The 15101-nt window shown below is 65.0% G+C and carries 12 protein-coding genes; 8 read left to right on the forward strand and 4 right to left on the reverse strand.

Translation table 11 applies throughout. From position 1 onward, the window contains the following. Positions 1–122: 122 nt before the first annotated feature. The gene (locus C5E06_RS14695; RefSeq protein WP_104307390.1) at positions 123–1502 is read left to right on the forward strand and encodes an aldehyde dehydrogenase family protein; all 1380 of its coding nucleotides are present in this window, start codon (positions 123–125) and stop codon (positions 1500–1502) included. Positions 1503–1650: 148 nt separating this feature from the next. Here the strand turns inward: C5E06_RS14695 and C5E06_RS14700 are convergent, their stop codons facing one another. Further along, positions 1651–3279 (reverse strand): amidohydrolase, encoded by a 1629-nt coding sequence (locus C5E06_RS14700; RefSeq protein WP_104307391.1) that lies wholly within the window; start codon positions 3277–3279, stop codon positions 1651–1653. Positions 3280–3322: 43 nt separating this feature from the next. Beyond that, the gene (locus C5E06_RS14705; RefSeq protein WP_104307392.1) at positions 3323–4549 is read right to left on the reverse strand and encodes an MFS transporter; all 1227 of its coding nucleotides are present in this window, start codon (positions 4547–4549) and stop codon (positions 3323–3325) included. A 180-nt stretch (positions 4550–4729) separates the two neighbouring features. On the opposite strand from C5E06_RS14705, the gene C5E06_RS14710 reads away from it, so the two are divergent. Continuing rightward, the gene (locus tag C5E06_RS14710) at positions 4730–5704 is read left to right on the forward strand and encodes a LacI family DNA-binding transcriptional regulator (RefSeq protein ID WP_104307393.1); all 975 of its coding nucleotides are present in this window, start codon (positions 4730–4732) and stop codon (positions 5702–5704) included. A gap of 269 nt (positions 5705–5973) precedes the next feature. Continuing rightward, positions 5974–6198, forward strand: a complete 225-nt coding sequence (locus tag C5E06_RS14720; RefSeq protein WP_104307394.1) for a hypothetical protein — start codon at positions 5974–5976, stop codon at positions 6196–6198. A gap of 161 nt (positions 6199–6359) precedes the next feature. On the opposite strand, the gene C5E06_RS14725 is transcribed toward C5E06_RS14720, so the two are convergent. Beyond that, positions 6360–7019, reverse strand: coding sequence for a TetR/AcrR family transcriptional regulator (locus C5E06_RS14725; protein ID WP_219820219.1), 660 nt, complete (start codon positions 7017–7019; stop codon positions 6360–6362). Here C5E06_RS14725 and C5E06_RS14730 point away from each other — a divergent pair. The 4 genes from C5E06_RS14730 to C5E06_RS14745 all read left to right on the forward strand — a co-directional run bounded on the left by C5E06_RS14730 (position 7010) and on the right by C5E06_RS14745 (position 12203). Beyond that, a complete protein-coding gene (locus C5E06_RS14730) occupies positions 7010–8245 on the forward strand; it encodes an MFS transporter (RefSeq protein WP_181062997.1) in 1236 nt (411 codons plus the stop codon). The genes C5E06_RS14725 and C5E06_RS14730 overlap by 10 nt on opposite strands. Positions 8246–9409: 1164 nt before the next feature. Next, positions 9410–9973, forward strand: a complete 564-nt coding sequence (locus tag C5E06_RS14740) for an N-acetyltransferase (protein ID WP_104307398.1) — start codon at positions 9410–9412, stop codon at positions 9971–9973. A 188-nt stretch (positions 9974–10161) separates the two neighbouring features. After that, positions 10162–10629: a hypothetical protein gene (locus C5E06_RS19070; RefSeq protein WP_146081394.1), complete on the forward strand. Its 468-nt coding sequence runs from the start codon at positions 10162–10164 to the stop codon at positions 10627–10629. Between the two features lie 197 nt (positions 10630–10826). Further along, positions 10827–12203 carry an Imm61 family immunity protein gene (locus tag C5E06_RS14745; protein ID WP_146081395.1) on the forward strand — a complete coding sequence of 459 codons (1377 nt, stop codon included), beginning with the start codon at positions 10827–10829 and terminating at the stop codon, positions 12201–12203. A gap of 9 nt (positions 12204–12212) precedes the next feature. Here the strand turns inward: C5E06_RS14745 and C5E06_RS14750 are convergent, their stop codons facing one another. Next, the gene (locus C5E06_RS14750; protein WP_181062998.1) at positions 12213–12950 is read right to left on the reverse strand and encodes a hypothetical protein; all 738 of its coding nucleotides are present in this window, start codon (positions 12948–12950) and stop codon (positions 12213–12215) included. A gap of 168 nt (positions 12951–13118) precedes the next feature. Here C5E06_RS14750 and C5E06_RS14755 point away from each other — a divergent pair, with 168 nt between their 5' ends. Then, entirely contained in the window at positions 13119–15026 is a 1908-nt protein-coding gene (locus C5E06_RS14755) for a DUF4209 domain-containing protein (protein ID WP_181062999.1), read from the forward strand. Positions 15027–15101 lie beyond the last annotated feature (75 nt).

Here is a 15101-nt window from a genome sequence, read left to right on the forward strand (position 1 = left end):
CGAGTTGTGGCCTCCGTGATTCTGCAAACGGGTATTCGCACTGCCGCACGCCGATCCGAGCCTCATGCCGCCCTCAGAATTCCACCCATATCCCCCTACCTTTCAGACAGAGGAGCACACCAGTGAGCGATTACGCCGTTGTCAATCCCGCGACCGGAGAGACTCTCCGCGAATACCCGACGATCACGGACGAGGAGCTGCAGCGGGCGATCACCGCCGCGTCCGCCGCCCACGAGGAGTGGTCGCGGCGCGTCGCCGTCGCCGACCGTGCCGCGCTTGTCGCGCGCGTCGCCGCTCTCCACACGGAACGCCGCGAACAGCTGGCCGAGATCGCCGTCCGCGAGATGGGCAAGACCTACGAGCAGGCGCTCGACGAGGTCGACTTCGCCGCGGTGATCTACCAGTACTACGCCGACAACGGCGAGGCGTTCTCTGCAGACGAGGCCATCGAACTGTCCGACGGCACGGGCTCCGCATTCATCCGACGCGCGTCGCTCGGTGTGCTGCTCGGCATCATGCCCTGGAACTTCCCGTACTACCAGGTGGCGCGGTTCGCTGGTCCGAATGTGGTCAACGGCAACACGATCCTCCTCAAGCACGCCCCGCAGTGCCCCGAGTCGGCGCTGGCGATCGCGCAGATCTTCGACGACGCGGAAGCCGAACTCGGCGCCCACCATTCCGTGTACGTGAACATCTTCGCCACGAACGATCAGATCGCGACGGTCATCGCCGACCCCCGCGTGCAGGGCGTCTCGGTCACCGGTTCGGAGCGTGCCGGTTCCGCCGTCGCAGAGCTGGCGGGCAGGCACCTCAAGAAGGTCGTGCTCGAGCTCGGTGGGTCCGACCCGTTCATCCTGCTGTCAACCGACAACATGGATGCCGTCGTCATGGACGCCGTCAACGCCCGCATCGACAACAACGGGCAGTCCTGCAATGCCGCCAAGCGGTTCATCGTCATCGACGAGCTGTTCGATGAGTTCGCGGAGAAGTTCACCGAGGCCCTCACCTCGAACGCGCCCGCTGACCCGATGGTGGAGAGCACTCAACTCGGGCCTCTGTCGTCCGCCGCCGCGACCGAGCGTCTCGGCGAACAGCTGGGCCGCGCGAAGGCACAGGGCGCGACGATCCTGGCATCGGGTGAGCCGACGGGCAACTTCTTCCCACCGGCCGTCCTCACCGACCTGACACCTGCGATGAACGCGTTCCACGAAGAGTTCTTCGGGCCCGTCGCGTCGCTCTACCGGGTCGCGTCCGAGGAGGAGGCCGTGCGCCTCGCGAACGACACCCCGTTCGGCCTTGGCTCGTACGTGTACACGACCGACCAGGAGCAGGCGCTGCGGGTCGCGGACGGGATCGACGCCGGCATGGTGTGGATCAACCTCGTCCTCGGCGACGCCGCGGAGCTGCCCTTCGGTGGCGTGAAGCGCTCCGGTACCGGCCGCGAGATGGGCAAGCCCGCGATGGACGAGTTCGTTAACAAGAAGCTCATCCGAATCGCGTAGGCGCTGAGGCGTCGATCACCGGGCTTGTCGATGCGCCTCCGCGCGCGCCTCGACAAGCCCGGTAGCGGACGTCGAGATCTGGAGGCGATGCCACCAGTTTCCGCGCCTCGCGTTTGAGGCCCGCGACGCCGCTCCGAGGAGTTTCCGCCTAGACGCGCGCCGTCGCGGTCGCGTGTGCCAGGGTCCCGTCGACGTAGGTGGCGATGACCGGCGTCTCGGCGAGTGTCGCCGGGGTGATGCTCAGCGGATCGGCTGCGAAGACCGTCAGCTGCGCACGGGCCCCAGGCGCGATGCTCCCTTCTTCGTGGTCGAGCCCGACGGCTCGGGCGGCGTGGGATGTGTACCCCTCGAGCGCCTGGAGTGCGGTGAGCCCCTGCTCCGGCTGGACTGGGGCGGTGCCGGGCTTGGCGACCGGGTAGCGGAGGATGCTGTCGGCCATCATCGCTCGAGGGTCGAACGGCGTCACGGGCCAGTCGCTTCCTAGTGCGAGCGTGGCACCGGTCTCGCGGATGTCGCGGCAGCGCCAGCCGTGCGAGGCCCGTTGCTCCCCGAGCCGTACCGACCAGTTGTCGCTTCGGTCGGCCTTCGTGTGGTGTGTGCCGTGGATGGGCTGCATGCTCGCGGCGACTCCGAGCTCCGCGAATCGGCCAACGGTCGAGTCTGGGATCGTCTCGATGTGCTCGATGCGGTGCGGTGCGAGGTGCCTGACCTCGCCGAGCTCTTCGATCGCATCCAGGACGAAGTCGACGCCGCGGTCGCCGATGGCGTGGGTCGCGGTCGCGATGCCTCGCTCGGCGAAGAAGCGGAGAGCGGCGCGGTACGCGTCGGGGTCGGTCCAGATGGAGTCGGTGCCCTGCCCGTAGGTGTCGGGCTGGTGGAGCCACGCGGTGCCGTTGTCGACGGTGCCGTCGATGAAGAACTTCACTCCCTCGATGCGCCAGCGCCGCCCGCCCTCGCCTTGCAGAGCCGCGAGGCGTTCGAAGTCATCGTGGTCGGATCCTGGCATGACGAAAGGGGAGATGCGGAGGCGCAGAGGGAGCTCGCTGTGCTCCTCGGCGGCCGTCAGGATCTCCTGGCTCCCCTCGTGGAGGTCGAGGACGTGCGTCGAGGTCAACCCGACCTCGGACATGCCGGCGAGGACTTCCCTGACCTGCCGCACGCGGTCGTCGAACGACTGCTCCGGGGCGTGCGCCATGACGAGGTTCATGGCGGACAGCTCGAGCACGTAGCCAGTGACGGCTCCGTCTCGGTCGACGTCGATGCGCGATTCGTCCGGGAACGTCTCTGCCCCCGTGAGCTCGGCCCGTGCGATCGTTGCCGAGTTCACGACCGCGGAATGCGCGTCCCGCATGCGCAGGAACAGCGGCACGTGCCCGGTAATGTCGTCGAAGATGCGCCCGTCGAAGCCCTCGCCGAAGATGTTCGGGTCGACTCCCCATCCGAAGAGCCACTCGCCTTCAGGGGTGTGGCGGGCGGCGGCTTCGAGCTGCTCGCGCACCTCGGCGAGTGTGAGGTCGGTGAGGTTGAGGCCGCGCGAGAGCTCGGCGCCCCAGACGATGTGCGTGTGGCTGTCGATGAGCCCCGGCGTGATGGTCGCCTCTGGGTAGCGGTGGATGCTCGTGTCCGGCCCGGCGAGCTCGTCGAGGACTTCGTCGCCTCCGGCGGCGATGATGCGCCCGTCGCGGATGGCGACGGTCGTGGTGTGCTCTCCATCCTCGGTCAAGGTGTGGATGCGGCCTGCGGTGATGATCAGGTCCGCGGGTGCTGCAGGGGTCACGGTGGTCTCCTCGAGTGCGTGCGGTTGTCGGCTGTAGTGCGGGTCAGCGGCGAGCTGGTTCGGCGCCCGTCGAGACGGGGATCGCGGTCGTGTTGCCGTCCTCGAACTTGCGGCTCGCTCGAGCGATCTTGAAGAGCACGAGGCCGAACGTGATGCTGGGCACGGTCACGATGACCGCGTAGATGAGCGGGGTGACGGCCCCGATGAGCTGGCCGCCGAGCAACGGGCCGAGCGCGATGCCGGTGAGGTACACGCCCATGACGACGACCCCCGTGCGGCCCGTGACATCCATGACGGCGGCGAGGCCGAGCAGGAGAACGAGGACTGCGCCGTACATGACACCCCAGATGCTGATGGCGAGGCCGTAGACGAGTGGGTCGGTGGAGGTGATCATTGCGAACTTGGCGGCGGTGCTGACGACGACGATGATCAGCAGCGATGTGCTGCGACCGAGACGCTTGAGGGCGACCGGGGCCAGGAGCGCTCCGATGAGGCCGCCGAAGACCTTGCCGGACAGCAGCCACCCTGCGACGTTCGGGGCGATGCCGGCGCGATCCGCGAGGACGCTGGTCATGGAGTAGACCATGTCCTCGGTGACCGACCAGAGGCCGGTCGCGACGGCGAGGACGATGCCGAGGGTCGTGATGCTCTGCAGTCGTGTCGGCCCGGTCTTGGTGGCCGGCTCTTTCATGCCAAGGCTGGGCAAGGCGCCGGCGACCACGAGGCCGAGCACGCCGAGGCAGCCGATGGTGATGAGCACGGCCCGAAGGTCGCCTTGGAAGAGTGGCGCGATCGCGAGCAGGGAGGTCGCGCCGATGCGGTTGATGATCATGACGGTGGTCACTGTGCGGTCCGGGTTGACGGTCGACGACTGCGCCGCGGTGCCGCAGGCCAGGACGATGCCGATGCCGAGGCCGCCGACGATGAGGCCGGTGGCGACCCCGGCGACGTTCATGAGTGCCGCTGCGAGGAAGTACCCGCCAGCAAGGAGCACGAGGCCCACACGCGAGATCGCGGCGCGGTTGCCGCGGGCGACGAAGCCATTGGTGATGAGCATCGCGAACACAGACGCGAGGCTCATGCAGGTGGCGAGCAGGCCTGCGGTGCTGATGTCGATGTCGAGGTGGGTGACCATACCGGCGATGAGAACCGGCACGAGGTTCGCGGCCATGAAGGCGATGACGAGCGTGCCGACGAAGCTGAGGACGACTCGGGGAGTGAGTGCGCTGAGGGTGGCGGTGGCAGTCGCCTGCGTGGATGGGTGGGTCATGTGGACTCCAGTGATCGGGACGGCGCCCGCTTGGGAAGGTGCGCGCCGGTGTGCGAGAGAGTGTGAGCTGAAGCATGCTCCGGAGCATTTGCGGCAACGTTGCCGCAGTGTTGCGGTGACGTTACCGCACCTGGAAGTCCTGGGCAAGAGCGGTGCCGAAATCGCGAGTAGATTGGTCCGGTGAGTACCGGACCTGTCACGATCCTCGACCTGGCACGAGAGCTCGGGCTCTCGCCGACCACCGTGTCCTCCGCCCTCCACGGCCGTGGTCGCGTCTCCGAGCGCACTCGTGAGCTGGTGATGAAGCAGGCGCAAGCCATGGGGTACGTCTCGAATCGCGCCGCTCAGGCGCTCCGTGGTGGGAAGCACAACGCGATCGGCCTGCATCTGATCTCCTCGGCCGAATCTCTCGCCTTCTACATGGAGTTCGTCTTCGGCGTCACCGAGGTTGCCGCAGCCGAGGGCAACGACCTGGTCCTCTTCACCGAGGGGGGAACGCGTGCCGCCTCGCGCAGTCTGAACGTCGATGGTCTCATCGCTCTCGACTCGCTCCCGGGCGATGCCTTCGTCGCGGATGCCCTCCGGAGGAAGGTCCCCGTGGTTGCGGTCGGGCCGTACCGCGGTGAGGCGAGCGGCCAGGTCATGGCGACGATCGCCGCCGCGCAGGGCGCGCTGACCGGACGTGTCATGGATGCGCTCGCCAGCATCGGTGGGCGTCGGCCCGCCCTCGTCAGCATCGACTCTGCCGTCGCACCCCAGTGGTCGCTGGAGGTCGACGAGGCCTATCGGCGTCGCTGCGAGAACGACGGGAATGAGCCCCTGGTCTTCGGACTTGGCGTGCATCCGGTCCGCGAAGAGCTCATCGACGTGCTCAATCGGATCGACGCCACTGACGGCATCGACAGCATCCTGGTCATCCAGGAGGGTGTCGCCCCGCGTCTCAAGCTCCTGCGAGCTGCGCGGGGGCAGGCGACGCTGCCAATCGCCACGATGAGCGGCGACCCGAGGACGGAGTCCGGCCTGGACGACTTCGTGAGCGTCGACCTGCGTCCCCGCGCGTACGGCCGCGCGGCCGGCGAGTTGATGTTCGAGGTGCTGAGGGGCGAAGCGGTCGCGAAGAACGTGCTTCACGACGTCGTCGTCCGCGTGCCTTGACGCCGGCGAGTACCCCGTCATCGAACCCAGCGCGTTTACCCGCCGGTGGGCGTTTCAAAGCCCATGGGCTCTTTGGAACGTCTCGCACGCCATCATCACGCTCGTGTCTGCCTGTGCGGATGCTGAGACCGTCAACGAGGCGACACCGACCCCTCCGCCGGCCGAGTCGACCTCCGCTCCTGCGATCCCGACTGCGGGTCCCGCTGAGCAAGGGATCCCAGCTCCTGAAGTCGGCAGCCCCGGAGCAATCAGCGTCTGCGGTGAACGTCATGTGGCAGACGGAGCTGCTTGATCTGGCACACCCCCGCCTCTCCAGCGCACGCAAGAGCGCCTGGGCTCACCTCGCCACTGGGGGTAACGAACCTGAGCGCACTGACGCGCTCGCCGCGTTCGCACTCGTCCACGGCATCGTGCACCTCGCGCTCAGCAACACCCAACCTGCCCTTCCCCACGACGATGCCGCCCTGCGGAACCTCCTCAGCAGACTCTCCTGAACAACCGCTTCCGGACCGCGAATCGAACTCGTTCCGCAACAGAGGCGGCATCGGGAGACCCTTGGGTTTCGCGGCGTCTCATGACGGCATCTCAGACGCCGACGCCGACGTCGTCGCGGAGGCGTGACCACCGGGAAAAGCTAGGCAACCCCTTCTCGGACTCAGCGCACCATCAAGAGCACGTCGCGAACGAGTCGCCGCGCATAGTCCTCGTCGGCAGGAAGGGCGAAGACGACATGGTGATAGAGCGGTGCGACGATGTGGTCAAGGATCTGCCCGACGGTCGGCGCTGCTTGTCCACGCCCTGATGCCCGACGCACCATCTCCGCCGCCTGGTCGCGCCGCCGCTCCATCACGGGGCAACTCGAGACGATCTCAGCGCGCGCTGCCACCATCGCTCGCAGATACCGTGTGCGGTGTGGCCGCGCGATGTCCTTGGTGATGATGAGTGCCCACTCCGTGAGATCCGTCTCGAGGGCGCCTGTGTCGGGAATCTGGTCACCCTCTCGCGTCAGCGCCGCGACGGAGACCTCTTCGAGCAGAGCGTCGACGTCGTCCCATCGGCGATACAGCGTGGTCGGGTTGACTCCGGCGCGCTCGGCGATGAGCGGAAAGGTGATCCTCTCTGTTCCTTCACCGACGAGCTCGCCGACGGCGGTGTAGATCGCGTTCAGAACTCTTGCGCTCCGGCCACCGGGCCGGGTCGACGCTGCAGCAGATGACATGATCAGATTATCGCAAAGAAATTTGCTATAACCAACACCGAGGCCTATGTTTAAAGCAAAGATCGTTGCTTTACGACGGAGGAATCGTGCTCTCACGCCCCATCTCATTTGCGCTCGCTGGCCTCGCCGGTGCGGCGACGCTGACTGCCGCATCGGCTCCGTCTCCGCTCTACCCCGTCTACCAGCAGCTCTGGGGCTTCTCATCGTTCACCTTGACGGTCATCTTCGCGGCCTACGTCGTCGCGTTGCTCGTCGCTCTGCTCACGGTCGGTTCGCTGAGCGACCGGATCGGGCGTCGCCCCGTGGCGTCGGCCTCTCTTGTTCTGCTGACCCTCGGCATGGTGCTCTTCGCAACGGCCGACAGTACGGGCGCTCTGGTCGTGGCGCGACTCGTGCAGGGTTTCGCGGTCGGCGCCGCCACCGGCACCTTCACGGCGATGATCATCGACAAAGCGCCGAGCGCCCGCTCCGGTTCGCTGGTCAGCAGCGCGGTCCCGTCATTGGGAATCGCGTTCGGTGCCGTGCTCGCCGGCGCGCTGGTCGAATTCGCGCCCTTCCCTCGGCAGCTGGTGTTCTGGATCCTGGCTGTCGGTTATCTGGTCATCGCCGCTCTCATCTGGCTGGTTCCAGAACGCGTCCGGCCAGACAGTCCCACACCCCGCTCGATCTGGCGGTCGCTCCTGCCGAGCATCGGGCTTCCTCCCGCCGCAAGAAGCATCTTCTTCGCCCTTGTCCCTTCGATCGCCGCGACCTGGGCACTAGGTGGCCTCTACCTGTCACTCGGGTCGTCGATCCTCGGCACCGTACTCGGCGTGCCGAGCCACTTCACCATCGGCCTCGTGCTCGGGGCCTTCTTCGTCGCCGGTACGGTCGGCACAGCTATCTCGGCATTTCTCCCCCCGCGCTTGGGCACACTGTTCGGCTACGGAACACTGATTCTCGGGGTGCTGATCACGATCGCGGCACTCGTCATGGCCGGTACGCCGCTGTATATCGTCGGTTCGGCGATCGCGGGTCTCGGTTTCGGTGCGACCTTCCGCCTCGCCGTCGGCGCGCTGGGTGAGGCAGCTCCGGATACCGAGCGTGGACAAGTTTTCTCGACGATGTACATCGTCAGCTATATCGCTTTCAGCGTCCCGGCGCTGGTGGCGGGCCTCGCCGTCGAGCGCTTCGGTCTCGAACCCACCGCGGTCGTATACGGGGCGCTGGATGTCGCCTTGGTTGTGATCGCGATCGTGGCTGGTCTCGTCAGGGCCCGTCGTCAGGCTGCGGGGGTTCCGGATGGCGCCAGCGCCTCCCCGCCACAGCCCGTTTCGCGTTAACCGATTAGTGGTTCACCAAGCCACGCCACACGACGCACGTGCCCGCAGGACGCTCAACGTCTTGTCGAAATGGGTGCTCACTGTCCCATGCTCTCGCCCGACCTAGCCACGGGCGGACACGGCCAGGCGGCGTGTCCACGACGAAGTGCGGGAGGTGGGCGCGGGAACACGTACTCGTGGGGCTCACCCTCATTCTCACAACCCACGGGTTTTGCGATGTCTCACTTGGCCAGGCTGGGGGAGCGAGACACTCCAAACCCGTCTCCACCATTCCGGACTGTGCCCGATGTCGATCAGCCGGCCGTACGCGAACAGCACGCGCGCCGCTCGGCCTACGCTCGTTAGATGAGCCCGTTCCTCCCTGGTGCCCGCGGATTGCAGCCCTGCCCGAACTGCGGCACCCAAGTCCTCCAATCCGATCGGTACCCCGAATACTTGTGCCTCGAATGCGAGGCTCGCGCAGTGGATGCGAACGGTGCACGAGTGACTGGATCGAACGCGTCGTTCAGCGGCGGGTTCGTGTTGCACTGGCCGAACGGTGAGCACGAACCGCTGCCCTGCATTTCGGCGCGTGTATGGGTTGATGGACGCGAGTGGGACTACTCCGAGGCGCGATTCGGCGGGGTCCTGATCACGCCAGTGCGAGAGCGCTAACCAACGTCACGCCTGTGAGGCTCCCCGCTACGAGCAATTGACCGCACATCTTCCGACCGGTCTGGTTCGACAGCGTTGTATTCAGGCCTTGAACGATGGGTTTTGAGGCGTCTCACGCGGCAGGGCACGAGATCGACACGTCTCGGCGTGCGAAGGCAACACGACGACTGCTCACCGCGTCTCGCAACATTTGTGCATGCCCTCAGGTGCAGAGTATGCAAGCTGGTGTCATGCCATCAAACGAGGACAGAAAGATGCTCACGCTGCTTGTGAGCCTAGGAGCAGCGGTCATGCTCGTGTGGCTCACGCTGACCAGCGGAGTTTTGGGTCACGTCTTCGACCCAGGATAGGGCGACTCGCTGCGAAAGTTTGCTCGCGAAACCCATGGGTTTGGAGACCGTCTCACTACGTTCTCCAAGCGCCCCAGTCAAGGCTGACACGAGCCGTGCTATACCTACGGTGCTCGGGACCCGCTGTCTGGGGAACAGGCACTGAGCATAGGATTTTCGGGTGCCAGTAGCGATCCGAAATGCAACTCACTCAGACCTATCTCAAGCGGCAGCTACCCTTGCTGCCGCCTTCGATTCGTACCCGTGGACGCGCTGGAGCATTCCAAGCGACAATTACTCAGCTCGACTCAAGCAACTCCAGGCCATCTACCTGACGCATGCGCTGCAGCACGGCGTCGTCGTAGTCAGCGACGATCTCGCCGGAGTCGCCGCCCTGCTCCCACCCGGGGTCCCCGAACCTGCCGAGTCTCTACAGGTTGAAATCACCGAGCTCATGGGCGATCGTCTCGGCCCTGTATTCGGAGTCGAGTTGCCTCCCAGGCTCGAGAAATCATGGGACCTCGCGACGATAGGAGTGCGTCCTGAGCGGGCCGGCCAGGGCTTGGGCTCTCGACTCCTTGATGAATGTTTGCGTCAGGTGGCCACGTCGCCATCCCCACGCATCTCCCTCGAAACATCTGCAGAACGGAACGTCTCCCTCTACAGGCGACACGGCTTCGAGGTCGGTCACGAGACGCAAATCGCGGATGGGCCTCTCGTCTACACGATGAGTATCGAGCTCTAGCCAGGGACGCACGGCGAGCTTCGCGGCGCTCTCCCCGGTCCCACGTTGTCGCAGAACCCCTGGGTTTTGCGATGTCTCACTGGCAGGTATCTGCGGCCGAGACCTCGACCGAGGAGGGGCGATGCCTTGACCTGCCGATCTGACAGCTGACGTTGGACCCTGTTCTCATGATCCGAGTGACGTGCAGCGTGACAGAACTCGAAGAAGACGGCGAGATAATCGCAGTTGGCGACAGAATCGAACGCCTAGCCGAGAAGGCCACCTGGCAGTACTACGGCAACGAACTCGACGAAATCTGTTGGCACTTCGACCAGTACGCTCCGCTACGCAGCGCGTCGCCATGGTCGATCCTTGGAACCGTTGCATCGATAAGCGCTGTCTACGTCAGACTCGCCCTGACAGGTGCTCGAGAGCAGATCCTTCGTCCGGAACCCGGATCAGCGCATCTCGAGGAAGTTCTTACAACACGGAACACGCGAAACCCTCAACGAGAACACGAGCAACGCGAACTGGCAAAGCATGACCCTCCGGCGGGTGCGACTGGCTGGTACGGGCCCAACACTCTCCAAGCGCATGAAGGTGACGAGAGTCTGACCGGGTGGCTCATTACGCTCGTCGACGAGCGGGTACAGCCAGCCGACCCCTGGGTCCTCTGATTCTCAGAACCCATGGGTTTCGAGACGAAGGAGGTTCTGAGACGGATGCACCGCCTACAAGGAGCTGCATCGACCACATTGCTTCACGCGGCCGAGTAAACCCCAGCGATGAGCCTCGACTGCAGGCACTCGAGGCACGGTGGGGTCGGGTAGACCCGGCAGGGTTCCCTCGGCCCGGGCACGCTACCGTCGCTTGCGTGACGCTTTTCAACGCACTCGGTCCCTCGTCGATGTTCGCCGAGTTCATCGGGCTGGCTGGGTACGCGGTCGGCAGCGACGATGAGGACGTCGAAGTGTGGAGCAGGGGTGGCGAGGAGCGCCACCGAGTCCGATCAAGCGATGCCGGCTATCTGGTGGCCGGAGCGTCGCGATCGGGAAGCTATGTCACGGAGTTTCAGGCGTCACGGCTCGAGGACGTCGAGCGCTACCTGACCTTCCTCATCGGCAACGCATCAGTCCGGGGGACGCGTGGATTCGGGCTGCTGGCGACAAGCACTCAGCCAGCGCTCGCCGCTGGCACCGAGTCGGCGACCGACGGCAAGGGAAACGTTCGTCTCTGGAACGTGGCCGATCCGAGCCGAACAGTGATCTTCCTTCGCGGGGTTCCCTGGGAGCCCCGAACGTTCAGTCACCTCATGGCCGTGCCCCTCGGGACCCTTCGACGAGCACTGCTGGACCCACACGGATCTCCCGTCTTCGACGTCGGTCAACCCCAGGTGAACCCGCCCGTCGTTCTGTCGTGGTCGCCCGAGTGGCTGTTCTCGACGGCCTTCCGGGAGTTCGTCGCGCTCGGCGGCGCCGAGGTGACCGCACGTGGCGACACGGTGCTCGTCGGTGACTTCGAGACCGGCTATGAAGTCTCGGACGCTGACGGATGGTGGTGCGTCCGCCGGTACTCCCGTGGCCTACATGACACGAGGATGCGAGCTCGCGGCGTCGAAGACGTTGAGCGCTATCTGCTGCTGCAGTTCGGTCCGGCTGCCCGGCACGCTCCCCAGCTCAGGCTCCCCCTCCTCGTCGAGCCCGCTCCTCCCGTCGAGATCGCGGAAGGCCTGCGGTTTGAGCCCGTCGCACCCGGGTGGGTGTCCGTGCGCGGGACAGACGGCTCCGAACGGGGCATTGAGATCGCCGATGCTGGAATCACCGCAGCAAGGGATGCCCGCGACTTCACCCACCTGCTGCGCTCGACGCCGCAGGAGATCCGCGAGTCGTACCTCGACGCGGCGGGATCACCGGCCCTATCGCCCATCCTCGTTCCCGTCAGCCGTGGGGATGCCGTGCCACCCTCGGTCGATTGGGGACGGCTCTCGGCATCGGACCGCCGACTCGCGGACTCGGGATTTCGTCTCTTCTGCTCCCTCAACGAGAAGCGGGGGAAGGTCTTTGAAGATCCCGTGTCCGCGGCCCCGTTCGATGGGGGAGTCGCGGTGTTCCGATCGATTCGCGGCGGCGGCATGATCCTCGTCGCGCACGATCGATCCGTGCTCTACCGGTCCTCGTCGTACTCCTTCGAGCGGGCCCTAGACGAGTTTCGAGAAGGGCAGCGGACACCGCTGGACTCGTTCGGCGGCTGATCGGCTCGCTCAGTCTGCTGGTCGAGTGCCGGGGCGCAGCAGTGGATTGTGCTCGTCGGGCAGCGGCTTGTACAGCTTGTTCCGGAGCGCGGCGTCGAGTGCCTGATAGCGCGGGCCAGTGTGCGAGATGAGTGGCAGATTGTGCGTGCGTCGCCGATTCTGGTCCCAGGAGATGCCGACGAACGCGGTCTGGTCGGCGTCGGCTGTCCAGATCATCACGACCGTCTGCCCGCCATCTACTTGGTGAGGAAATGGCGCGAACACTGACGGATCACCGGTCGCGAATCGCCGGTGCGCCTCGTGAAAGAAGGTCTGATCGCTGAGATGGAAGCCGTAGTAGCGCTTGCGCAGCCGGGTCCCGGTCGCAGCGACATGCCACGGGCGAGCGCCGACGATGAGGAGGTACACCCCCCAAGCGATGCCAACGAGTTCGATCGCGATCATGACAAGCGGCGTGATGCCCGCCATGCGATTGCGAACCAGTGCCGAGTCCTCGCCTCCCTCGCGGGCCCACTCGGCGAGAGGGATGAAGTTCTGCGCAGTGAACACGATGCAGACGAAGCCCGCCAGGATGAGCGCGATCCCGAACCAGGTGAGACCTGCGACTCGTTTGCGCGCAAACCGCGGATCGGCCCGGAACGTTTTGTCGAAATGGGTGCTCACCGCCCCATACTCTCCCCGACCTAGCCACGGGCGGACAGGGTCAGGCGGTGTGTCCACGACGAAGTGCGGGAGGTGGGCGCGCAATCACGTACGGCATCACCCTGATTCTCACAACCCATGAGTTATGAGACAGTCATCACCAATCGGGAGGCGACGATAGGGGTACATATGTCATCTTCATAGTGGCTGCTCTCTGTGACTGAATGCATGGCCGGAACCCCGAGTGTCCGGTGGTCGAGATATGTTTCGACTGTGAGAACTGCCAAGCCCGACCAGACCCCACCCCAAGACTGGGAGACCGCATTCCATGAAGTGGAGAGCGGTGGTGTTTTTCGTGAAGAGACCAGTGGCGACGAGGATCGACTCCCTTCCTTGTGGAGTCGGTTGAACAGTCTGGCCAATTCCGCGGCATCGCCCGACGTGGTCGAGCTTGCGAAGCTGCTCGGTCAAGTGGCGTCGTTCATGCCTCGGCCCGATGATTGGGCGCGCCCCTACGAACCGATGTGGATGATGCACGAGGGACGTTCGGCACTGCCGAGCGATCTCACGCAGGAACAGGTCGACGTCCTCATTGCTGTGGTTCCTCTTATTCCAGACGCTGTCTTCAAGGCGAGAGTGTCAGATGTGCTTGCTCTTCGCTCCACGGGCAAAGAGCGCATCCGGTGGTTCACGGGCACGCTGGAAGCGTTGCGCGAAGCTTCGCTCGGAAGAGGGTCCTGGCCACGTGATGACGACACCTGGGACCGCGCGCTGCTGATCGCCCGACGCCTTGGTTCTGCTCTCGACGTTCACCTAGAAGATCTCACCCGGTCGATGACCCGGCATGTTCTCCTCTCCGACGACTCGCAGCGTCCCGGGATGGTTGCGGATCTGCTGCTCAAGCACCACCTTGCACAGTCGGAGGCGGAGCAGATCGCGACCCGAATGCGGGAATTCGCTGATGAGCACGTCGCGGGCGAGTTCGACGCGACGCGTGGCTATCTGCGTCGCGCGGTGGATTGGTTCCACTTCGCCGGGAATACGGACGAGGCCAACAGTGCCCGGCTCGCGCTCGTCAAGGATTTCATCGCTGAAGCTGATGCCCTCGACGTGTCCGACGGATCCGATTCGCGCGCACGCTCGGGGCACCTCTATGAGCAGGCTCTAAAAGCGCTGAGGACAATTCCTCGACGCCACCGAACGAAGATGGGCGTCGGAGATCTGACCACGGAGCTCGCAACCCGGATCCGCGCAGCCGGCGCAGCGATGATGGGGCAGATGGGCGTCTTTGAGTCCGAAGCAGTTGATTTGTCGGAGTTACGTAAAGAGAGTATGGCAAAGATGCGCGGCAAAGCGCCGCTCGAGGCCGTCCTATCCTTCCTCGGCCTGTCCTCGTTCGCTCGCTATGAATCGGCCCAAAGGGACGCCGAGGCCATCCTCGAGGAGTTTCCTCTGCAGGGCCTGTTCTCCAACACCCACTTCTCGCACGACGGGCGCATCATCTACCGCTCCTCCGGGAAAGACGGCGAGCTGATCTACGGCGAAGATCCTGCCGTCTGGCGTCAGATGATCCAGGCCTACGAGTTCCGCCTTGCGCTCACAGTGCAAGGTGCACTGGCGCCGGCGTGGGTCGCTCTCAGCAATGAACACCACTTCGCCCTCGCAGACTTCCTTCAGATCACGCGCGGGAGCTCGATTGTCCCCGCGGATCGAGAGCGCCTGATCGCGCAGGCGTTTTGCTACGGATATGGTGGCGATTTCCTCACAGCGGCGCAGTTGCTTGCACCCCAGATTGAACACATCGTGCGGCTGCACGTCCGTAACGCCGGATTCCCAACGACGACCATGGGCAAGGACGGGATCGAGAACGAGATCGGATTATCGTCCCTGATGTCCCGGGACGCCGTAGTTGAAATCTTCGGGCCCGACATCACGTTTGAGATTCGGGCCCTGTTCTGCGGACCCATTGGCCCGAACCTCCGAAATGAGTTCGCGCACGGTCTCACTGGCGACGCCTCAGTCGGATCCGCCAACGCGCTGTACTGCTGGTGGTTCATGTTGCGTCTAGTGTTCGTACCGTTTTACAACCGTCTCCACGACGCGCGTGCGGCCGACAACCAAGAACCTGCAGAACGACCCGCACGCAATACTCAGGGTGAAGCAGACGAAGATGACATGTGAGGGTGCGCGCTCAAACCGCGGCCACGCCACCCGCCAACCTCACGCTCGCGGCATTCGGCGGCAGCGCGCCCCTGG

Origin of the sequence: Pseudoclavibacter sp. RFBI5 (genome assembly GCF_002931395.1) — a bacterium.
GTDB lineage: Bacteria > Actinomycetota > Actinomycetes > Actinomycetales > Microbacteriaceae > Pseudoclavibacter.